This is a genomic window from Corynebacterium sp. HMSC055G02 (assembly GCF_001809065.1).
GTDB lineage: Bacteria > Actinomycetota > Actinomycetes > Mycobacteriales > Mycobacteriaceae > Corynebacterium > Corynebacterium jeikeium_D.
The window spans coordinates 213,223-234,346 of record NZ_KV795659.1 but is presented as its reverse complement, the minus strand read 5'-3'; the positions used below and the strand labels follow the sequence as shown (position 1 = coordinate 234,346).

At 59.3% G+C, this 21,124-nt stretch carries 18 protein-coding genes; 9 read left to right on the top strand and 9 right to left on the bottom strand.

Annotated elements, in window-relative coordinates; genetic code table 11:
• Window positions 1-145: 145 nt before the first annotated feature.
• On the bottom strand, window positions 146-1,045 hold the full coding sequence (gene ppk2, locus HMPREF2547_RS07450) for a polyphosphate kinase 2 (RefSeq protein ID WP_005510168.1): 900 nt from the start codon (window positions 1,043-1,045) through the stop codon (window positions 146-148).
• A gap of 154 nt (window positions 1,046-1,199) precedes the next feature.
• Between ppk2 and HMPREF2547_RS07445 the strand changes: the two genes are divergently transcribed.
• Window positions 1,200-1,676 carry a DIP1984 family protein gene (locus HMPREF2547_RS07445; protein ID WP_049190643.1) on the top strand — a complete coding sequence of 159 codons (477 nt, stop codon included), beginning with the start codon at window positions 1,200-1,202 and terminating at the stop codon, window positions 1,674-1,676.
• Between the two features lie 344 nt (window positions 1,677-2,020).
• Here the strand turns inward: HMPREF2547_RS07445 and groL are convergent, their stop codons facing one another.
• A complete protein-coding gene (gene groL, locus HMPREF2547_RS07440) occupies window positions 2,021-3,646 on the bottom strand; it encodes a chaperonin GroEL (RefSeq protein WP_038626677.1) in 1,626 nt (541 codons plus the stop codon).
• Between the two features lie 378 nt (window positions 3,647-4,024).
• On the opposite strand from groL, the gene HMPREF2547_RS07435 reads away from it, so the two are divergent.
• On the top strand, window positions 4,025-5,410 hold the full coding sequence (locus tag HMPREF2547_RS07435) for a dipeptidase (protein WP_070605355.1): 1,386 nt from the start codon (window positions 4,025-4,027) through the stop codon (window positions 5,408-5,410).
• Between the two features lie 225 nt (window positions 5,411-5,635).
• The gene (locus HMPREF2547_RS07430) at window positions 5,636-6,190 is read left to right on the top strand and encodes a 2-isopropylmalate synthase (protein WP_038626681.1); all 555 of its coding nucleotides are present in this window, start codon (window positions 5,636-5,638) and stop codon (window positions 6,188-6,190) included.
• 84 nt (window positions 6,191-6,274) lie between these two features.
• Here the strand turns inward: HMPREF2547_RS07430 and HMPREF2547_RS07425 are convergent, their stop codons facing one another.
• The 3 genes from HMPREF2547_RS07425 to HMPREF2547_RS07415 form a co-directional block, all read right to left on the bottom strand.
• Complete coding sequence (locus HMPREF2547_RS07425) at window positions 6,275-8,041, bottom strand: metal ABC transporter solute-binding protein, Zn/Mn family (RefSeq protein WP_222865187.1); 1,767 nt, start codon at window positions 8,039-8,041, stop codon at window positions 6,275-6,277.
• A complete protein-coding gene (locus tag HMPREF2547_RS07420; protein WP_035006260.1) occupies window positions 8,038-8,847 on the bottom strand; it encodes a metal ABC transporter ATP-binding protein in 810 nt (269 codons plus the stop codon). The genes HMPREF2547_RS07425 and HMPREF2547_RS07420 overlap by 4 nt, the downstream gene beginning before the upstream one ends.
• Before the next feature lie 197 nt (window positions 8,848-9,044).
• On the bottom strand, window positions 9,045-10,256 hold the full coding sequence (locus tag HMPREF2547_RS07415; RefSeq protein ID WP_070605352.1) for an IS110 family RNA-guided transposase: 1,212 nt from the start codon (window positions 10,254-10,256) through the stop codon (window positions 9,045-9,047).
• Window positions 10,257-10,709: 453 nt separating this feature from the next.
• Between HMPREF2547_RS07415 and HMPREF2547_RS07410 the strand changes: the two genes are divergently transcribed.
• The 6 genes from HMPREF2547_RS07410 to HMPREF2547_RS07385 are packed head-to-tail and all read left to right on the top strand — an operon-like array spanning window position 10,710 to window position 17,443.
• Window positions 10,710-13,847 (top strand): Na+/H+ antiporter subunit A, encoded by a 3,138-nt coding sequence (locus HMPREF2547_RS07410; protein WP_083296874.1) that lies wholly within the window; start codon window positions 10,710-10,712, stop codon window positions 13,845-13,847.
• Window positions 13,844-14,359 carry a Na(+)/H(+) antiporter subunit C gene (locus tag HMPREF2547_RS07405; protein ID WP_048760372.1) on the top strand — a complete coding sequence of 172 codons (516 nt, stop codon included), beginning with the start codon at window positions 13,844-13,846 and terminating at the stop codon, window positions 14,357-14,359. The genes HMPREF2547_RS07410 and HMPREF2547_RS07405 overlap by 4 nt, the downstream gene beginning before the upstream one ends.
• Complete coding sequence (locus HMPREF2547_RS07400; RefSeq protein ID WP_049193797.1) at window positions 14,349-16,052, top strand: Na+/H+ antiporter subunit D; 1,704 nt, start codon at window positions 14,349-14,351, stop codon at window positions 16,050-16,052. The genes HMPREF2547_RS07405 and HMPREF2547_RS07400 overlap by 11 nt, the downstream gene beginning before the upstream one ends.
• A complete protein-coding gene (locus HMPREF2547_RS07395; protein WP_070605344.1) occupies window positions 16,052-16,705 on the top strand; it encodes a Na+/H+ antiporter subunit E in 654 nt (217 codons plus the stop codon). The genes HMPREF2547_RS07400 and HMPREF2547_RS07395 overlap by 1 nt, the downstream gene beginning before the upstream one ends.
• Window positions 16,686-17,096 (top strand): monovalent cation/H+ antiporter complex subunit F, encoded by a 411-nt coding sequence (locus tag HMPREF2547_RS07390; RefSeq protein WP_070605341.1) that lies wholly within the window; start codon window positions 16,686-16,688, stop codon window positions 17,094-17,096. The genes HMPREF2547_RS07395 and HMPREF2547_RS07390 overlap by 20 nt, the downstream gene beginning before the upstream one ends.
• Window positions 17,093-17,443: a monovalent cation/H(+) antiporter subunit G gene (locus tag HMPREF2547_RS07385; protein WP_016421509.1), complete on the top strand. Its 351-nt coding sequence runs from the start codon at window positions 17,093-17,095 to the stop codon at window positions 17,441-17,443. The genes HMPREF2547_RS07390 and HMPREF2547_RS07385 overlap by 4 nt, the downstream gene beginning before the upstream one ends.
• A 172-nt stretch (window positions 17,444-17,615) precedes the next feature.
• Here HMPREF2547_RS07385 and HMPREF2547_RS07380 read toward each other — a convergent pair whose 3' ends face one another.
• The 4 genes from HMPREF2547_RS07380 to HMPREF2547_RS07365 form a co-directional block, all read right to left on the bottom strand.
• Window positions 17,616-18,839, bottom strand: coding sequence for a glutamate--cysteine ligase (locus HMPREF2547_RS07380; RefSeq protein ID WP_070605339.1), 1,224 nt, complete (start codon window positions 18,837-18,839; stop codon window positions 17,616-17,618).
• 17 nt (window positions 18,840-18,856) lie between these two features.
• The gene (locus HMPREF2547_RS07375) at window positions 18,857-19,414 is read right to left on the bottom strand and encodes a hypothetical protein (RefSeq protein ID WP_049169906.1); all 558 of its coding nucleotides are present in this window, start codon (window positions 19,412-19,414) and stop codon (window positions 18,857-18,859) included.
• Between the two features lie 221 nt (window positions 19,415-19,635).
• Complete coding sequence (locus tag HMPREF2547_RS07370) at window positions 19,636-20,559, bottom strand: LytR C-terminal domain-containing protein (protein WP_222865186.1); 924 nt, start codon at window positions 20,557-20,559, stop codon at window positions 19,636-19,638.
• A 42-nt stretch (window positions 20,560-20,601) separates the two neighbouring features.
• Window positions 20,602-20,949, bottom strand: coding sequence for a DUF3263 domain-containing protein (locus tag HMPREF2547_RS07365; RefSeq protein ID WP_016421513.1), 348 nt, complete (start codon window positions 20,947-20,949; stop codon window positions 20,602-20,604).
• Window positions 20,950-21,124: the final 175 nt, after the last annotated feature.

Sequence of the window (21,124 nt, the reverse complement as noted above, 5' to 3'; positions counted from 1 at the left end):
AAACGTCCGCATCCCCTTTTGTCACTTAACCCCGTAAGGGCATCGCCCCGCCTCCGCCAGCCATAAGAAAACGCCCGCCGAGTGCCTGAGCACTCCTACGGGCGTTTCTTCTAGACAAGAACTTTGTCAGTCACGGACCACCGAGCTAGTCACCAATCTGGTCGCGGCCACGCTTAACAATCTTCGGATCCGGAGTACCGACCAGCTCGTGGTCCTTCTCCGTGTACTCAAACTTGCTCAGCACATAACGCATCGCGTTGATGCGGGCACGCTTCTTGTCGTTGGACTTAATGGTAATCCACGGGGACTCATCGGTATCCGTGTAACGGAACTGCTCTTCCTTCGCGCGGGTGTAGTCACCCCAACGGTCCAGCGATGCGAGGTCCATCGGAGAGAGCTTCCACTGACGTACCGGGTCGACCTGGCGAATAGCGAAGCGAGTGCGCTGCTCCTTCTGGGTCACCGAGAACCACAGCTTGGTCAGCGAAATACCGGAGCCCAGAATCATGTTCTCCAGCATCGGAACCTCACGCAGGAACTCTGCATGCTGAGACTCAGTACAGAAACCCATCACGCGCTCAACGCCCGAACGGTTGTACCAAGAACGGTCGAAGAAGACGATTTCGCCAGCGCACGGAAAATGCTCAATATAGCGCTGGAAGTACCACGAGGTGGACTCACGCGGCGACGGCTTTTCCAGAGCCACAGTTCGAGCACCACGCGGATTCAGGTGCTCGTTAAAGCGCTTAATGGTACCGCCCTTACCAGCGGCGTCACGGCCTTCGAAGAGGATGATGTGCTTCTGACCAGTTTCCTTGGTCCAGTTCTGCCACTTCAGAAGCTCAATCTGCAGCTTCCTCTTAATAGACTCGTATTCCTTGCGCGTCATGCGCTCCTCGTACGGGTAGCCATCGCGCCAGGTATCAACCCGCTCACCGTCTGGAGTGACCAGTACCGGATCGTCCTCATCAGAATCATCGACGACGTAACCTTCGGTCTTCGCCAAATCGACGATGTGGAATTCCTCTTCATTCTTGTCAGCCATACCCCTTATCCTACTGAATTTCTCTACCACACGTCCCCCATGCGGGTGCCCTTACCTGCAATTTCCCAGCAGTTAACGTTCCGTCTTACCGAAATTGAGGGGGTGGGACTGCACGCAGCGACCGTCGATAAGCACTGCGCGTACAATAAATGCCATGTTGTTATCCGAGGCTCTTGCCGCACGATCCGAAGTTTCCGACCGGCTGGCTGAGATTAATCGCCGTCTCGCGCTGGTGGCGCAGGTGCAGGAAGGCGATACGCCTGATGAAGATCCGCAAGCGCTTATTGCCGAAGCCGAGCGTCTGATGGCGCGCTTCGAATGGCTGGTGCGCTCGATTAACGCAACGAATTCCGCTACTGCCTTCGAGGACGGAACGCTTAGCGACGCACTTGCGAAGCGCGACCACCTGCTAACACGGCGGCGGTTCTACACCTCCGCAGCCGATCAGGGCTCGGGTCGGCGGGATCGATACTCAGCTTCGGAGATTCGCTATGTCGCCACTGTGGATATCCGGTCGCTGCGCCAGAAAGCCGACAAGGCGGCGAAGGAATACCGGGACTTGGATACCCGTATTCAGCAGGCGAACTGGTCAACCGAGCTTATCGAGGCCGCGAATAAGCCGGCCGAATAGCAAAGTGGCAGGGTTCGGTAGCGAAACCAGAAGAATTTCACATTTTGATAAGTCGGTAGTTGCATCCAGATTGTCGGCGAGCGCGACGGCCCGTCTCTGGCCTTAAAGGGACACCTAAAGATCTCACCTGTACTGAGGCAGCAGGATTAATAACAGACAGTCCTCGGCATTGCGTACATGGGTACAGATCATCGGTTATTTTTCACTACCAAGCGCTGAGGCGTCTGATGCAACGAGGGTGGGTTCGGGGACTTAAAACTTTCTCAAGTTACACAGCAAAAAGCGCCGCTGAGGATTTCCCTCAGCGGCGCTTTTTAGGCTAACTCAAGCAGTCGGGACCTCTTTTAGAAGCCCATGCCGCCCATCTCGTCGCCACCCGGCATTGCCGGCATAGCCGGTTCCGGCTTGTCAGCGACAACAGCCTCGGTGGTCAGGAACAGAGCCGCAATGGAAGCGGCATTCTGCAGTGCGGAGCGGGTAACCTTCACCGGGTCGTTGATGCCAGCTTCCATCAGGTCGATGTACTCGCCGGTAGCAGCGTTCAGGCCTTCACCCTGCGGCAGGGAAGCAACCTTCTCGGTAACGACGCCGGCCTCGAAACCAGCGTTCAGAGCAATCTGGCGCAGCGGAGCTGCGAGAGCCGCACGCACGATGCGGACACCGGTTGCCTCGTCGCCGGTCAGACCCAGCTCGTCGTCAAGCACGTGCGAGACCTGCAGCAGTGCGGAACCGCCACCTGCGACGATGCCCTCTTCCACAGCAGCCTTTGCGTTACGGACGGCATCCTCAATGCGGTGCTTGCGCTCCTTGAGCTCGACCTCAGTTGCGGCGCCAGCCTTGATAACTGCAACACCGCCGGCGAGCTTAGCCAGGCGCTCCTGCAGCTTCTCCTTGTCGTAGTCGGAGTCGGAGTTCTCGATCTCAGCGCGGATCTGGTTGACGCGGCCCTCGATAGCGGACTGCTCGCCAGCGCCCTCGACGATAGTGGTCTCGTCCTTGGTGACGACCACCTTGCGAGCGCGACCCAGCAGCGGCAGGTCAGCGGTCTCGAGCGACAGGCCGACCTCCTCGGAGATGACCTGGCCATCGGTCAGGATAGCCATGTCCTGCAGCATTGCCTTACGACGGTCGCCGAAGCCCGGAGCCTTGACAGCGACAGACTTGAAGGTACCGCGGATCTTGTTGACGACCAGGGTGGACAGAGCCTCGCCCTCGACGTCCTCAGCAATGATCAGCAGCGGCTTGCCGGACTGCATGACCTTCTCCAGCAGCGGCAGCAGGTCCTTGATGTTGGAAATCTTGCCGGAAACCAGGAGGATGTACGGATCCTCCAGAACGGCCTCCTGGCGCTCCATGTCAGTGGCGAAGTAACCGGAGATGTAGCCCTTGTCGAAGCGCATACCCTCGGTCAGCTCCAGGTCGAGACCAAAGGTGTTGGCCTCTTCCACGGTAATGACGCCTTCCTTGCCGACCTTGTCCATAGCGGTGGCAATCAGCTCACCGATAGCCGGGTCAGCAGCGGAGATACCAGCGGTAGCAGCAATCTGCTCCTTGGTCTCAATGTCCTTAGCGGACTCCAGGAGCTTCTCGGTAACAGCCGTGACAGCCTTCTCGATGCCGCGCTTGATGCCCATCGGGTTGGAGCCAGCAGCAACGTTGCGCAGACCCTCGGAAACCAGAGCCTGAGCCAGAACGGTAGCGGTAGTAGTACCGTCACCAGCGACATCGTCGGTCTTCTTGGCAACTTCCTTGACCAGCTCAGCGCCGATCTTCTCGTAAGGATCCTCAAGTTCGATTTCACGTGCAATGGAGACACCGTCGTTGGTGATCAGCGGTGCGCCCCACTTGCGCTCGAGGACTACGTTGCGACCCTTCGGGCCCAGCGTAACCTTGACAGCGTCTGCCAGGGTGTTCAGACCCGTTTCGAGACCGCGGCGGGCCTCCTCGTCAAATGCAATCATCTTAGCCATGAGGTTTGAAGAATCCTCCGTCTATTTATGTGGCACTTACATTGGAAGTTGACCCAGGCGCCCGCGACGGCATGTGATTCGAGGGAAGCGCCGCCCTCTCCATCACCGGAGTCAACACTGTACTTTTTAACGACTTTGCAACACTTGTTTCAGCCTGCGCTGCAGTATGTGCTGCAGTTTGCTGCAACTCGCATACAACGCACACATACACAAGGTGTGAAGTTGTTTTTATTAGCACTCAATTCGAGCAAGTGCTAATTCACTTTTTTAGCACTCAACCCCATCGAGTGCAAGGTTAAGCGCCGCAACTCCCAACGCCAATACCACTCCCGACGTCACTCCCAACGCCATCGTGGTTGTGCGCCTACACTGTCGCACATGAGCATTATTAATAAGGAACTCACGGACGCCCTGCGAGACCACATCTCCAGCCAACGCGAGACCATCCGCACCCAGCTGACCGAGCTGGTGGCTTTCCCCTCCGTACACGGCACCGAAGAAACCAAACAGGCTTGCATTGACGCAGCTCAGGCGGTTACCGAGATGTACGCAGAGCTGGACATCGAACTGAAGGCGCACCACACCGTCGACGGCTCGATTGCTCTGTCGGGTTTCGTCCCCGGGTCGTCGGAAAGCGCGAAGACCGTACTGCTCTACTCCCATTACGACGTCCAGCCGGCGGGCGACGAATCCGCTTGGACCGCAGATCCATGGACGCTCGACGAGCGCGACGGTCGCTGGTACGGCCGCGGTACTGCCGACTGCAAGGGCAACGTGGTCATGCACCTAGCTGCGCTGCGCGCGCTGCGTGACGACGCGCTTGCAGGCCGCGTCGATATGCCAAACATCAAGCTCATCGTGGAAGGTTCCGAGGAGCGCGGATCGGCGGGCCTGAACAACCTCATCGCCACGCAGCCGGAGCTTTTCGACGCCGACGTTATCCTCATTGCGGATGTCGGCAATGCCGAGGTTGGCCAACCGACACTCGTAACCACTCTGCGCGGCACCGCCGATGTGGAAGTTCGCGTCAATGCGCTGGAACAGCCTGTTCACTCGGGCATGTTCGGCGGCGCGGCTCCGGATGCACTCGCGGCGCTGATTCGTATGCTCGACAGCCTGCGCGATGAAAATGGCTTTACCTCTATTGATGGCCTGGACTGCTCGCAACGCTGGGAGGGCCTGGACTACGCGCCAGAAACTTTCCGCGCCGATGCGGGTGTGCTTGACGGCGTAGACCTGATTAGCAACGAGGACACTTCCGTCTCCGACCTGACCTGGGCTCGTCCGTCTGTGATTGTGACCGGAATCGATTGTCCACCAGCGACCAATGCTGTCAATGCAATCTCATCGACCGCTATGGCGCACATCAACTTCCGCATCCCAGGCGGCGTCGACCCGGCCGAAGCACAGGACGCACTGGAAAATCACCTGCGCGCACATGCTCCGTGGGGCGTGAAGGTGACGGTTGAGCGCGACGAGTTGGCAAACCCATTCCGGGCCAATGTTGAGGGCAAGGTTGTGCAACTGGTTGCCGACAGCCTGTCGGCCGCCTACGGCAAGGAAACCGCAAGCATGGGCGAGGGCGCCTCGATCCCTCTGTGCGCCACTTTGCTGGAGGCCGTACCAGGTGCTGACATCGCGCTCTACGGCGTGGAAGAGCCACAGGCCCGCATTCACTCGGCCGACGAGTCGGTGGACCCGAACGAGATTCGCGACATCGCTATTGGCGAGGCAGTTTTCTTGGCTTCCGTCAACGGAATTTAAGTCAAAGCCAAAAATATTGGCTGAATGACTTGTGTCACATCTTTTTTCTGTAGTAAGGTTCGACCCATGCAGCAGAACATTCTTATTCGAGTAGCGAAGGCTACGAACCCCGGTGGAGGCCGACAGGACTGACCCCTCCACGCGGGGTCTCTGGCCGCAACTTATCGAAGCACTTGGTTGGTCCGCCACTCACAGCAAAGCAATTAAGCAAAGGACCAGAAAAGAATGTTTTCCACTCGCACCCAGAAGAACATGTCCACCTCGACGACCTTCACGGGCAAGCGCCCTTCGTTGGAGCACCAGGACAATGGCAATGTGCGAACTTATTCCGACGATCCGTTTAGGGCTCGCTTCGGACATCGCCTGCCTCGTGGCTTGAGGCAGGAAGCCCGTGGCATGAACTGGCAGAAGTTCAAGGACACTTACTCCCCCACTAACGGCCCAGTCCAAATCAAGAATTTCGAGGCAACCCGTGGCACCCTGGGCCGCTGGAACTTCAACGCTGATTTGTCGCTGACCGACAAGGACGGCCACACTCGCACTTTCACCCAGGAAATCACCGCTATGGGGCCGGTGTCGGCTTGCACTAATCTGCTGGCTGATGCAGGTTACCGCGTGGAAATCGTGGAATTCCACCAGTTCGAAATCTTCGAAGCTACCGCTACCTTTGTCTATGCAGGTCACAACAATGACCATGTGTGGACCATGGGCTTCGGCCAGACTCCGGAGGCTTCCGTGCTCTCCGCTTTGGTCTGCGCTGCTAACCGCCTGCATGGGTAGGACGCGGATGCTGCTCGTTTAGTAAACGGGGGGGGGAATGCGACCGGGGAAGCCCAACGCATGTGGGCCTCGAGCATTCGCGTTTTAGCGCTTCAGCCCCGCGATCATGGTCTTCAAGTTGCTGCGCAGGAAATCCTCGTAGGTTCCCGCGACCGTGCCCGGCTTGCCGAGCTCATCGGAGTGCAGTGGCTCGTCGAAGATCGGAATCCCGGCCTCCTTCGAGACGGTCTTCATGGGGCGCGTATCCACGTTCGACTCCACGAACAGGTGCTTCGGGCGCTTGTCCTTCAGCTGGCGCACGAGGTGTCCGATCTGCGCGGGGGAGCCGTTTTCATCCGTGTCGATCTGCCAGATATACAGCTGCTCCATGCCGTAGGTGTCGACCATGTATTGGAAGGCATGTTCACTGGCCACGAGCACACGATCCTCCTTCGGCAGCGCACCGATCTGCTCGCGGTAGTCGGCGTCGATGCTCTCCAGCATGGCCTTGTACTCCGCCCCCTTCTCCTCGATGTGCTCGGCACGCTCGGGCAGGGCCTCGGCCAGCGCCGCGGTCACGTTCTCGGCCATCGCGATGCCGACGGTCGGGTCCAGGAAGGCGTGCGGGTTGATCTCCTGATTGCCCTTTTCGTCCTTGAGGTACTTCGGTTCCACGCCCTTGGTGGCCTCGACCATCTGGGAATCGTCCAGGCCCGCGGTGTTTTTCAGTTTCGCGAGCCAGCCGTGCTCACCGCCCTCGAGGTTCAGCCCGTTGTAGAACAGCAGGTCGGCGTCGCTCGTCGCATCCAGGTCCGCGGGCAGGGGGTCGTAGTCGTGCGGGTCCGTGCCGGTCGGCACGAGGTTATGGACGTCCACCGCCTCGCCGCCGATCTCCTCCACCAGGTCCGCCAGCAGCGTGAAGGTGGTGACGACGTTCAGCTGCTCACCGTCTGCCTTCTCCTCCGTCGAGAAGGTCACGGCCCCGAACACGAGGGCACCGCCCACCAGGAGGGCCAACAGCGCGGCCAGTGGCTTATTGCCCAGCGAGCGAGCAATCAGTCCCTTGCCTGGCGCGAAGAGGAAAGCCAGCAGGAACAGCGCGCTGGCGGTCAGCACGATCGTCACGCCGGAGGACACGTTGTAGCTATAGCTCAGGAACAGCCCCACTACGGAGCTGAGCGCCGAGATCGCCACTGAAAGCCCGATCATCACTCCCAGCCGGTTCGTCAGCAGGTACGCCGCCGACGCCGGAGTGATCAGCAGGGAGACCACCAGGATCACGCCCACCGTCTGCAGGGAAATGACCGTCACCAGCGTGAGCACCACCATCAGCCCGTAGTGGATTGCCCGCACGGGCACGCCAGCCGACTGCGCCATGACGGGGTCGAAGGTGCTGAGCTTGAGCTCCTTGTAAAAGACCAGCGTGAGAATCAGCACGGCAGCGGCAATACCGATCGAGAGGTTGCGGTCGGCGTCCTGAACGGTCAGGACGTTGCCGAAGAGGATCTCCGTCAGATCCGTCGCCGTCTGCGCTTTCGCCATGAGCAGCACGCCGATCGCGAAGAAGGTGGAAAAGACGATGCCGATCGCCGAATCGTTCTTCACAGTGGAGCGTTCGCTGATCAGCCCGATCGCCAGTGTGGCGAGTAGACCCGCGACCACCGCCCCGAGGAAGAGGTTCGTGCCGAGCAGGTAGGAGGCCGCGACCCCCGGTAGTACGGCGTGCGAGATGGCGTCGCCGATCAGGGCCATGCCGCGCAGCACGATGAAGCTGCCGACGATGCCGCAGGCCACGCCCACGATCACCGAGGTGATCAGCGCTTTTTGCAGGTAGCCGTGGCTGAGTAGTGAGTCGAGGAACTCCGCGATCATGCTGTCTCCTCCTGGAGGGCTGCCTGCCGTGGCGTGGGGTGGGCTGGTGCTGACGGCTCGCGGATGACGAGCGCGCCGAAGGCCTTCTGCAGCACGTCGGGGACGAAGACCTCCTCGGTGGGACCCGCCGCGACGAGCTCGCCGTTGAGGACGATGAGGTCGTTGTAGTAGCCGCGCACCGTGTTCATGTCGTGGTGCACGACGACGACGTGCTTGCCCGCGTCCGCCATCTGCCGCAGCAGGGTCACGATCGTCTTCTCGCTGGGGACGTCGATGCCGACGAAGGGCTCGTCCAGGAAGATGTACTCCGCGTCCTGGACGATGGCGCGGGCAAAGAGGACGCGCTGGAACTGTCCGCCCGAGAGTTCGCTGATGTGGCGGTGGCGAAAGTCCCACATGTCGACGTCCTTGAGAGCCTGGGTGGCTGCTTCGCGTTCGGCCTTGCCGGGGCGGTGGAAAAGACCCAGGCGCGGGTAAGTGCCCATCAGGACGGTGTCGAAGACGCTGGTGGGGAAGTTGCGGTCGAGGTCAGAGCGCTGCTCGATATAAGCGATTGCGCGGCGCTGCTCGGCGGGGGCCTTGCCGTCGAGGGTGACGGGGTAGCCGGCAGGGGCGCCGGTGGGGCCTGTGCCGTGGACGTTGTGTTTGTCCAGGATCTGGAGCATCGCCTTCATGAGGGTGGATTTGCCTGAGCCGTTGGGGCCGATGATGCCGTGCATGCCGGGGGAGTCGAGGGTGAAGCTGATGTTCCGAATCGCGGTGTTCGCGCCGTAGCTCACGCTCAAGTTCTGGACGCTAATACTCATGGCAGCCAAGAATAGTGGTCAGTTCAATGAATCACCAAGTTCAATGTATTGACCTTTGGGGTGGGGTGGTGTTGGGGGGTGTCCCTATGTTTTTGTCAAGTGCCAGACCGATGTTGACGAGCACAGTCTTGGGAGTAGTTTCTTAGGCGTGCCTAGGAGCCGGCCAGCGTGTGCTGGTCGGCTTCGTCTTTGGGGCTTTATGCGGCGACGGGGCGTGGCGGGATTTCGCGGAAGAACTCCTTGTTTTTCAGCATCGCGTAGATGACATTGCATCGGCGTCGTGCCAGGCAGATGACTGCTGCGTTGTGGCGTTTTCCTTCAGCGCGTTTGCGTTCGTAATACCGCCGTGACGGTTCGTGGCTGCGGATAACTGCGAATGCGGAGTAGAACAAGGCGTTTTTCAGTCGTTTATTGCCTGACCGTGCCGGGAATTCACCTCTGATCGACGAACCGGATCGTCTAGTCACGGGTGCTATTCCAGCATAAGCAGCTAAGTGGCCAGCACTAGCGAAGTCGGAGCCATCACCGATCGCAAGAAGGATCTGCGCTGCGGTCTTGATGCCGACTCCGGGCATACTCATCAAGACCTCACAAAGAGGGAAATCAGCGAGCATCTCTTCAACCTGCTCAGCAATGGTGTTTCGTTGCTCTTTGAGGGCCTGGATGTTTGCAGCCAGTTGAGGAATTACTAACTCGGCGGCATCGCTTCCAGGCACGGTGACTGTTTGAGCTTTCAGCGCTGTAAAAATGTCGTCTACCAGCGGGGTGGGGTCTTTACGTGTGCGCTTGATCATCCAGTTCAACACTCGTTGGTATCCGGCTCTTTTTAGCCCCTGCGACCCCTTGTAATGGATCAATAATTCCAGGATCGGCGTGCGAGTCAGGGTGCTACCAGCAAAAACTCGTTCCAGGCTGGGGTAGATCTGGGTGAGGACACTGCGAAGCCGATTGACAGTGCGAGTGCAATCGCGGGCGATGTCATCATCGAAGCCGGACAGCATCTTTAGGGCGGAGAGTACCTCATCATTGCGGTCGACGGCACGTAGCGTGTGGGGCATTGTGCGGGCGGTGTCGGCGATGATGAATGCGTCGCGTTTGTCTGTTTTTGCACGTCCCGGATAGAGATCTGCAGCTTTGCGCATCGCAAGACCTGGCAGGTATCCGACTTCGCAACCGCAGTCCCGGGCTACAGCAATCGGTAGTGCGCCGATGGTGTTGGGTTGGTCGACGATCACGAGCACGGTGCCAAGCTTCTGAAGCTGGTGAAAAACGCCTGCTAGTTCGGATTCGAGTTGAGGCAACGGTTTGTCGAAGACCTTGTTGCCATCACGGTCTAAGGCGCAGGCGTGGTGTTCAGATTTGCCGACGTCTAACCCAAGGAATATGTCGATGGAATGCTCCGGAGACATGATGAGCTCCTAGAAAACGAGATGGGTATGGCGTTGTTCCAGTCGCTGGTGTCATGACCTTCGTTGCAAGCACCCACGTTACAAAGAGACCTAGTTTAAAACTGGCCGTGTCCCTATCAGCTGTCATCGAAAGTCCTGGCACCCGGCGGCAACACCCCCCCGGATTATGGAAACTACAGGGCAGGTAAGCCATACCGGGACCAGCGACTATCCCCATTATCGGGGACACTCACAAGGTAACGGGGCAGTAATGGCACTGATTTGGGGCTTGAGCAGTCAGCCGCTCAAGCCCCAAAAAATGCCCAACTTCCGCTCCCCCCCCCACAACTCACCCCCAAATTTTCACTTTCCCAGAAACAATTGACCGTTTTCACACACTCGGTTAACACCGCTTCAAATGCTTAAGTCCCTAAAACGGGGTTGCATGAACTGGCGTGTTCCAATCATTATGGAATAGTGACTTCTCTCCTGTGCATCCTGTTCGTTACGGCAGCGCTTGCACCATGGACGATTAAGTGGCTCGGAACCCGCGGGTTCCTCGTACTCAGCCTCCCGCTGGCAGGCGGTGCCATCTACACCGGCACCCATCTCGTTCGCTTAGCTCTAGACAATGGCAACGGGGAAACTTCCGCACTCACGCAACCCGCCGTCACGCATTTTTCGTGGATGCCCATTATCCACTTGGATGTAAACCTGCGATTAGGTCCTATTGAATCGCTCTTCGGCACGCTGGTTTTGACCATCGGCTTTCTCGTACTGGTGTACTGCTCCGGTTACTTCATCAACCCGCCACTCGGCAAACGTCGCCGCGTAGGTTCCTTCGCAGCCCAAATGATCGCCTTCGCTGCGGCGATGTACGGCCTGGTCATCAGCGACAGCATCATGCTGATGTTCGTCTTCTGGGAAATTACCTCGGTTCTGTCCTTCCTCCTGGTGGGCTACTACGCCGAGCGCGCCTCCTCCCGTCGCGCAGCAGGCCAGGCGCTCCTGGTCACGACGCTGGGTGGCCTCATCATGCTGGTCGGTATCGTTCTGATGGGAGTGACCACCGGTTTCTGGAACTTCTCCGAACTCACCGCGCCTGGCGCTCTGACAGCGGCACAGCTGGACTCCACGGCAGTATCCACGGCCGCAATCCTGCTGGTCGTTGGTGCGCTGTCGAAGTCCGCTATCGCGCCCTTCCACTTCTGGCTACCCGGTGCAATGGCCGCCCCTACCCCGGTTTCTTCCTTCCTGCATTCGGCAGCGATGGTCAAAGCCGGTGTGTTCCTGGTTGCCCGGCTCGCGCCGACCTTCAATGACACCAACGCGTGGCAGCCAATCATCATCCCGCTCGGCCTCTTGACCATGATCATGGCCGGCTGGATGGCCCTGCGCCAGAAGGATCTCAAGCTGATTATGGCGTATGGCACTGTCAGCCAGTTGGGATTCATCATCACAGTCGCGTCGATAGGCACGCGTGCGACGATGCTGACAGCCCTGGCACTGACGCTCGGCCATGCCATGTTCAAGGCCGCGCTGTTTATGGTCGCGGGCACAATTGACAGGCTGACTGGTACGCGCGATATCCGTGAGCTCTCTGGGCTCGGTAGAAAGTCGCCGCAGTTGCTGGTGATTTCGATTCTCGCCGCTGCATCGATGATGGGTGTGCCGCCGTTCTTCGGCTTCGTCGCCAAGGAAGCTGCGCTGGAGGCCACGCTCAATGCTGATCCGCTGCATGGGATGCCGTCGGTGTTTACCACCATTGGCCTCGTCGTGGGTTCGATTCTGACCGTAGCGTACTCGCTGTACCTGCTGCGCGCCGCGTTTGCGACCAAGTCCAGCACCCACGCCAGCGGCGGTGGCACTTCCCCTGCCGTGGCAGAGATGGATTCCCCGACGTGGGATCAGATTGGCCCGGCTTGGCTGTTGGCGCTGGCAGGTTTGGTTTTCGGCCTGGTTCCCCGCGTCCTCGACTCGATTATCTCGCCCTACCTCACCAGCGCATTCCCGAATACGGAAGCAGAAACGCACCTGGCGCTCTGGCACGGATTCACCCTTCCGCTGGCACTGACGGCCACAATTCTACTCGTGGGTGCCATCATGCATTGGCAGCGTAATCTGGTGCGTCAGCTGCAGTTTGATCAGCCGGCTCTCGGTAGTGCCGATGCGCTTTACGACGGAATCCTGGACTTGGCCCGCCGTCTTTCTCTCCGTGTCACTGCTGCGACCCAGCGTGGTTCCCTCCCGTTGAATGAAGCGGTCATTTTGCTGACCCTCATCGTGCTGTCCATCGGTGCGTTGTTGCTCGGCGAGCGCGATGAGCTGCGAATGGAACTGTGGGACTCTGCTCCGCAGGGTGCAGTTGCGCTCATCATGATTATCGCGGCGCTGGCCGCTACCCGGCAGAAGAACAGGCTTTCCGGGGTCATCCTGGTAGGCGTGACAGGCTACGGCTTGGCCATTATTTTCGCCATGTACGGCGCTCCTGACTTGGCCCTGACGCAGCTGCTGGTCGAGACGGTCTCAATGATTATTTTCGTGTTGGTGTTGCGTACGCTCTCCCCGCGGGCACCGGCATCGAACCCGAGGTGGACACGACACCGTGCTTGGTTGGCCATTGCAGTCGGTGTCACGGTTCCCGTGTTGGCCGCCTACGCCATGGGCTCCCGTCGTACTGAGCCAATCTCGGGCGACATTCCGCCGCTGGCGCACGATATTGGACACGGCCAGAATGCAGTCAACGTACTGCTTGTCGACATCCGCGCCTGGGACACCTTCGGTGAAATCACCGTGCTGGTGATGGTGGCTCTGGGGATTACCTCACTGGTCTTCCGCACGCATACCATGCATATGCGTTCAAAGATTAAGCCGCAGCGGAATCGAGCTCGCCGCACCAACCGTTGGTTGAACACTCTCGATGAGTCCGGTGAAGCCGAGCGGTTGCGCTACCCGATCATGGTGCTGGTGGCATCGCGCGTGCTCTTCCCCGCCATGATGGTGGTTTCCTTCTATCTCTTTTTTGCCGGCCATAACGATGTCGGCGGTGGCTTCGCCGGTGGTCTCGTGGCTGCGCTGGCACTGACCATGCGTTATCTCATCGGTGGTCGTCGTGAGTTGGCGGCAACTCTGCCGATTCCTAACGAGATGCTTCTCGGCGGCGGTTTGCTGGTGTCGGCACTCAGCGCGTTGTGGCCACTGTTTGTGGGGTGGGCACCGCTAACTTCTACGTATGGCTCGCGGGAAATTCCGCTGCTCGGAGATGTCACTGTTGTCTCCCCGATGCTCTTTGACCTGGGCGTATACATGATCGTGGTTAGCACGATTGTCTACATCCTGCGCAGTTTGGGCGGTGGCATCGACGCTCAGATAAACCTTCGCGCTGAGCGTGATCGTTCACGTCGTGTGAATCGAGCCGCACTCGGCCAGTCCCGCCAGCTGCGCAGCAAGTTGGCGGCGGCTAAGCCCGCAGGTGTTAAGTCCGCAGGCGCTAATCCTGCAAGCGTTAAACCTGCCGGCACTAAACCCGCAGACTCTGCCAACACAGCCACCTCAGAGGCTTCAGAACCGACAGCCCCAGCTAGGACCGAAGGAAAGGACACACACCCGTGATTCTCAATTTTGTTCTGCTAGCAACTGTCGGCACGCTGATTGCTACAGGGGTGTACCTGTTCCTCGATCGTTCGTTGACCAGGATGCTCATGGGACTGTTGCTGATGGGCAACGGTATCAACCTGCTCATCCTGCTTGGCTCTGGTTCGCCGGGACGGCCACCAATTTGGGATAGGGAATCGCTGGTCAGCGATGCTCAGGCAGACTCACTGCCCCAGGCCTTTATCCTCACCGCAATTGTTATTTCCATGGGCATGACCGCATTCCTGTTGGCTCTGCTCTATCGCCAGCACCGCTACCGCATCGGCGATCACGTGCAAGATGACCACGAGGACCGCAGCCTGGCAATGCGTCGGGCCAGCGACCCATCAGCTGCTCCGGACCACGACAAGTCCGACGATCCCACCACCGGTCGTCCCACAGAGGCCGGCGATAGCTTCGGTCCGGCCAGTTTCGAAAAGCCCGTGACCCCGCCATCAAACTCCCCAGGAGGTGACGACGATGACGACTGAGCAAATAATTCTGGCACTAATTCCGCTGCCTATCATCGTCCCCGCCGCCACCGCCGCAATTGCTCTGCTGCTGGCACGTTTTCCCAAAGCACAGCAGGCGATCGCGCTAATCTCGCTCGGCAGCCTGCTGGGAGTCGCCAGCGCCTTGGTGTATCTCATCTACGCGCACGGCGTCCACACGGTCCAGGTGGGCGGCTGGGACGCACCAATCGGCATCACGCTCGTAGCCGACAACCTCGCAGTGTTGATGATCACCGTCTCTCAGCTGGTCCTCTTTGCCGTGATGTGGTTCGGCATCGGCCAGGGTATTAGCGATGGTGACGAAGATGAGCCGATCTCCGTCTTCGTTCCGACGTACATGCTGCTCAACATGGGCGTCTCCATGGCCTTCCTGGCCGGCGATCTGTTCAACATGTACGTCGGCTTCGAGGTTCTGCTCGTAGCCTCATACGTGTTGCTCACGCTGGGGGCATCGTCGTCACGCATTCGCGCAGGCGTGTCGTATGTGATGGTCAACATGTTGTCCTCGATGGTGTTCCTGCTGGCGATTGGCCTGGTTTATCAAGCGGTCGGCACGGTGAACTTCGCACACATTTCCCTGCGCATGGAGGACATCCCCGATGGCACCCGCACCGCGATCTTCGCAGTGCTGCTCGTCGCCTTCGCAGTGAAGGCGGCGGTGTTCCCGCTGTCGGCGTGGTTGCCAGACTCCTACCCCACCGCACCGTCGATGGTTACCGCGGTCTTCGCGGGGCTGCTGACGAAGGTGGGTGTCTACGCGATCATCCGCACGCGCAGTGTCGTTTTCCCAGACGGCAGGCTTGACGACGTCCTGATGTGGGCTGGCCTAGCGACAATGCTCATGGGCATTCTCGGTGCCATGGCCCAAAATGACATTAAACGTCTCTTGTCTTTTACGCTGGTATCCCACATCGGATACATGATCTTCGGTATTGCCGTCGGCAATACGCTGGGACTCGGCGGCGCGATTTTCTACATCGTCCACCACATTCTGGTGCAGACGGCATTGTTCCTGGTGGTCGGGCTTATCGAGCGCCAGGCGGGCTCGTCCTCCCTGCGCAGCCTCGGTAGCCTGGCCAAGACGTCGCCGCTGCTGGCGTTGCTATACCTCGTGCCCGCGCTCAACCTCGGTGGTATCCCACCGTTCTCAGGCTTCCTGGGCAAGGTCATGCTCATCGAGGCCGGCGCACAGAACGGATCCGCCACCGCATGGATTCTGGTTGCGGGATCTATCATCACCAGCCTGCTGACCCTCTACACCATGATTCTCGTCTGGTCGAAGGCCTTCTGGCGCGACCGTTCCGACGCCCCCGAGGGCGACACCGTGCTTGCGCAGCCAGCCGCGCTCCGGGAAAGGACTCAGATGGTTGCTATCGCAGAGCGTGACGACGTCGGCAAGATGCCACTCGGCATGGTGATGCCGACGGCCCTGCTGGTGATTGCCTCTGTGGGGGTTACCGTTCTGGCCGGGCCACTGTCCAATGTGGCTACCGAAGCGGCAAGCAACGTCGCGAATGTTGATGAGTACCGCGCAGCGGTCCTCGGTATCGACTCGGCCGATGACAAGGGCCTGGAGCAGCTGGAAAACCCAGGCCGCACCAAGAGCCCATGGAAGTCGGATTCAGCGACCGAACGTGCCACCAGCACGCTGGAAGGAGCAGGTGAAAGCTGATGAGTAAAGCGCGCGCCAAGGTGGCTGCAAAGCGACCACCACGTATTTCAATCCTGCTCTTCTTATTCACAGTGATTATTTGGGTCATGCTGTGGGGCGAAGTGACATTTGCCAATGTGCTTTCGGGAATCCTGGTAGCCACGTTGCTCAACCTCGCCATGCCTATCCCGCCAAACAGCGCGCTGGACATCAACTTCGGTGGCATGGTGCGACTGTTCGGTTCCTGGACAATCGACTTTGTGAAGGCCTCAATCAGTGTCTCCTGGCTGGCCATCCGACGAGCTGATCCACCACCGACGGCCATCATCAAGGTCCCTATGCGCACCAACGACGATATTTCGCTCACGACTGCAATGGCACTGATTAACTTGCAGCCGGGCGGAATCATCGTGGACATCGACAAGCGGGAAAAGACGCTGACCATGCACATTCTCGACGCGTCGTCGACGAGCAAGGTAGCCGAGCAAATCAACCAGTTGACCCGAATCGAGCGACGGGTGATTCGCGCGTTTGAGAACCGCGATGTACATGAGCAACCGACTAAGCCAGGCTCTGGCGAAGAGCAGCCGAGCAGTGCGAAAAGCGGCGAGCAAGGCGAAACGAGCAGCGAAAAAGGGGAGAAAGGAGCAGCCGATGAACCCGGAAGTTTTTAACATTCTGCTCGGCGTAGCTGCTGCAGGCTATTTCATTGCGGTGATGATTACCCTCGGGCACATGATCGCAGGACCAAACTCACTGGACCGCCTGGTGGCGCTGGAGTCCATGACTGCAATGTTGCAGGGCATGCTCGCTGCGTTCATGGCCTGGAGCTTGGACACTTCGGTGGTCTATCCAATGCTCATCATTGCGCTGCTCGGTTTCCTGTCTTCGCTGGCAGTCGCCAAGTTCCGTGTTCCGGATGACGGAAAGCAGCCCGCGAAGGGCTCCCGAAAGGGTGTGGCGAAAGCAGCCGGAAAGGTCGCCACAAAGAAAACCGCACAGAAAGCAGCGCCTAAGGCAACACCGACAGCAGCTCCGAAAACAGCGAAGGGAGAGTCCAAATGATTCTCGTGGCAGACATTATCGCCATCACACTCATTCTCACCGGAATGCTACTGTGCGTTGCAGCGTCCGTGGGATTGATACGCTTCCGCGACACCATCAGTCGGATGCACGCATCCTCCAAGCCACAAACACTGGGGCTAATTTTGACGCTGTCGGGCTCGCTTGTGCACGTCGCCACGCACGCGTCAGCTCACACAACTACTAGTAGTGACTTGGCTCTGTTGACCCTGATTATCCTGTTTGCTCTGGGTACATCGCCAATTGTTAGTAACCGCGTTGGCCACGAGGCGTTCAAAGAGAGGCTCGTCGACGAGGACAGCCTCGCCCGCGATGACAGCCGGGAATAACGAGAGGACACTCCCCGTCAAGATTGGACCCCGACCTGGAGCGGAACCGGGTTCGACCGGGGCCGCCCAGGGGGGGGCGCCTTTCTTCAGTTAGTGGCTAGGTTTATGCACCCCAAAAGTGCTATAGGCCTAGTCACTAATTTTTGTCTGGGCACACACCGCTTAACGACGGCTAGTCGTCTACTTGCTCGTGGAAATCTGCAGGCGCTATCGGATGCCCGGCGCGCAGTTCCTGCACCGCAAGATCCACGGCGGCACGCCACGGGGTGTGGCCAATGCGCTCTTCGTTCGCCCGTACGTCGTCCTCGGTAGCCATGGAAGGCAGCGCCCCGGCCGCATCCGCCACAGTGCGCTGCCGCTCGTATGCCGCGCCCATTTCCACGATGTTGTTGACGAATTCCAGTTCGGCTCGGCAACCCAGTTCGTCGGCAAGCGGGGCGAGTTGAACCACAAGTTCACGGAGTTCGTCGCGAACCCACCGCTCGTCGGTATCGCGATTCACGATGACCAGCGCGTCCATGCCGTAGCGGGCGGCGCGCCACTTGTTTTCGGCGATGTGCCAGGACTGCAGCGACGGTAGCTCCTCGCCAGCCTCCCACATGCGGTCGTAGTAAACCGTCAGACAGTGCGTCAATGCCACGATAGTGGCGAGTTCCTGCAGGTTAGAGGTAGCGTCAGCGACACGAATCTCAATGGTGCCGTACTTTGATGCCGGGCGAATGTCCAAGTGCATCGAGCCGGTGTGATTGATGACGCCGGAGCGGGACTGGTCGTGCATGTAGGACTCCCACTCGGGCCACGTGTAAATCGCCGGCGGCTGACCAGCGGTGGGAAGCTGCTGGTAGAGCAGGCTTCGGTTGGAAGCGTAACCCATGTCCTCACCGTTCCAGGCCGGTGAGGAGGCAGACAGCGCCAACATGTGCGGCAGCTTCGTTGCCAGGGCCTGAATGATCGGCCAAACGCGTTCGGAGTCCTTAATGCCAACATGGACGTGGACTCCCCAGATGATCATCTGGTTACCCCACCACTGAGTGCGGTTGATGATTTCGGAGTAGTGCCCCTTAGCGCTGACCTGCTGAGCAGTACCGCGGGCGAACGGATGCGAGCCCGATGACCACACATCCACCCCAACGCGATCAGCGGCCTCGAGAACCATGTCCAGCTGGCTTTGGAGCTCCGCTACGGCACCGGGCACGTTCGTGTGCACACCGGTGACGAGCTCTACGGTGTTGGCGAGGAACTCTCGCTGGAGCCCATGTCCGGGATGCTCCGCATCGATGATGTCGAGCACCTCGGCGGCAGCGGGGGCGGTGTCGCGCGTTCGTCGGTCAACGAACGCCACTTCCCATTCCACTCCCAGTGATGGCTGCGCCGATCCGGAAAATTGCTCAGTCATACCGCTATTTTTTCACACTAGGAGTCGTTTTCCTCAGTTGGCTCCGTCCAGGTGACGGTTTTTGCGCAGGAGGCAAGGTCACCGTTGGAATCGACAAGCGCAACTGTGGTGAAACTGTCTTCATCCACCTTGGACGGAACGTTCCAGACATCTGCATTCCGTTTGTCATCGACGTGCACTTCGCCGATGACACCCAACCCTTCGGTTGCGGGGCTGCCGATGCCACTGCAGCCAGATGCACCGCGCGCCTGCACTGTGTACTTGCCCTTATCCAAGGTAGTGAACTGACCTTTTTCGTCGGACAGTCCCATCCATCCCTTGGCGCTCATGACCTGTACAGTTGCCAGCATTTTCATTGATCCGTCGTCGTTTGTTCGGATGAAGTTATAGGCGCTGACTCGCTCGGTCAGCTTCGGTGCAGCCGGATCTACGCTCACTGGCGCAGTGCTTGTCGACGCGCCTGCGTTCCCGTCCTTGTCGCTGCTGGATTCAACCCCCGAGCAGGACACCAACAGTGTTGCAGCACAACCCAACGCGGTGGCGACAGCAACACGACGACGCTTTACGGCGAACATAAAAACCTCACAGACCTCACTGGCTACTAGCAGAATACTAGTACCCCTTTTTCAGCCGTGATCTGTTTGAGACTGCAAAATATGCAAAAGCCCCGCGTAGGCCATGAAATGTGTGGCTTACGCGGGACTTGGAAAGCTATGGGGCTTCGCACCACGGCGGCAGGTTTTGAGACTTAGGCCGCAAACCTTAGTGAGAGACCAAAGCCTGGTGGGCCGGGAGTCTAGTGAGCCGGGTCAGTGGCGACCACGACGATTCCCGCCGGAGCGTCCCGGAGGCGGTCATCGCGAGGTGCGGCTTCCCAACCGTTGTCATGCGCGATCTGCTCAGCGGCGGCCTTTTCCTCTTCGTTCCTCGGGTCGAAGTAGACGGTGGTCTTCTCCCACACACCCATCTTCTCTTCAGGAGCATTGCCGGTCTCGCCGGCGCCCCAGCCCTGCTCGCCCATCTGCTTGGACAGGTCATCGGCGAGGCCCACGACCTCAGAGTTATTCAGGACACTGACCTTGACAGTCTTGCGGTCAATCTGGGGCGCTTCGTTGGCCTCATCCTGTGCCGGCGGATTCTCAGCGGGAGGAACCGGTTTGCCTGGCTCATTTGCCGGTGGCGGCGGCGGAACCTCGCCGTCACCATCTCCAACAGCACCATCCTTTGCCGGATCACTGCCGTTGGCCGAGTCAGCAGGCGCACCAGAGTCAACCGGAGCGGATGCCGAGGTGTCATTCTGGCCGGTGTTCTCGGCATCGTCGCCACGTGTGCTGAGTGCATAGGCACCGTAGGCGACCAGGCACACGCCGATAGCGAGCAGCACGATAGCGAGAACGCGCATGTAGCGGCCATCACCGGCACCGTCGCCGATGTCGCCGTCATCAACACCATCAGCAGCTGCGGAATTGCTAGCAGCCCCAGCGCTGGCACCGGTCGAGGCGGCGGTGGCACCAGCAGCAGCTGCACCAGCGGCGGGAGCCGCAGATTTTGGCGCTGTGTGTTGAGCATCCGACGGCTCGGAGTACGCATGGGCGCCGCCAGCGGCGGGAGCCTCCGCGTAATCGCTGTACTCATCGAAGTCGTCGAAGTCGTCATCGAGTCGATGACGGCCCGGACGCGGCGAATTCTGAGGGTTTAGTTGGTCAGACACATCCCACATCCTATATGTTCTGCCGCCGAACCGTGAAGTGAAACTTGAACCTTATGCGTCTTGGTTGTCCCGCACGGCGCGCAGCCGATGAACCAACACGGGTTCGGCCGCTTCGGCTGCCGGAGAATCGAGAAGTCGCGAAAGTACCTGGTGGTAACGGATTGTGTTGTTGCCGAAGTCCTCGGCAAAGCGACGCCGAATTGCCTCCTGCCGCGCACCGGCCATACGCGGCCCACGGCGGGCAACTTTCAGCCATTCCTTCTCAAAATCCAGCATTTTCTGCGCCAAAATGGGCTCAATGCCGCCGGTATCGCCCGCGAGTCCGGGATGCTCGGATGAGTCAGGCCGCAGCTCAGTCTCAGGTTCGTGGCTGCCGCCTATGGGTTTCTTGCTCACCATTTTCCGCACCCCGCTTTCCTTCCCACTCGCCCTGATTTTCTATTCTGCACAACACTGCCTATGCAGATACTTAGCGAAGATACATGGTAAGGCCCAGCCGCCCAGCCCTACATACCACTTCCGACATCGCCCAACGTCTCCAAGACCCCTGACATCACCAGGCGATATAGAAAAC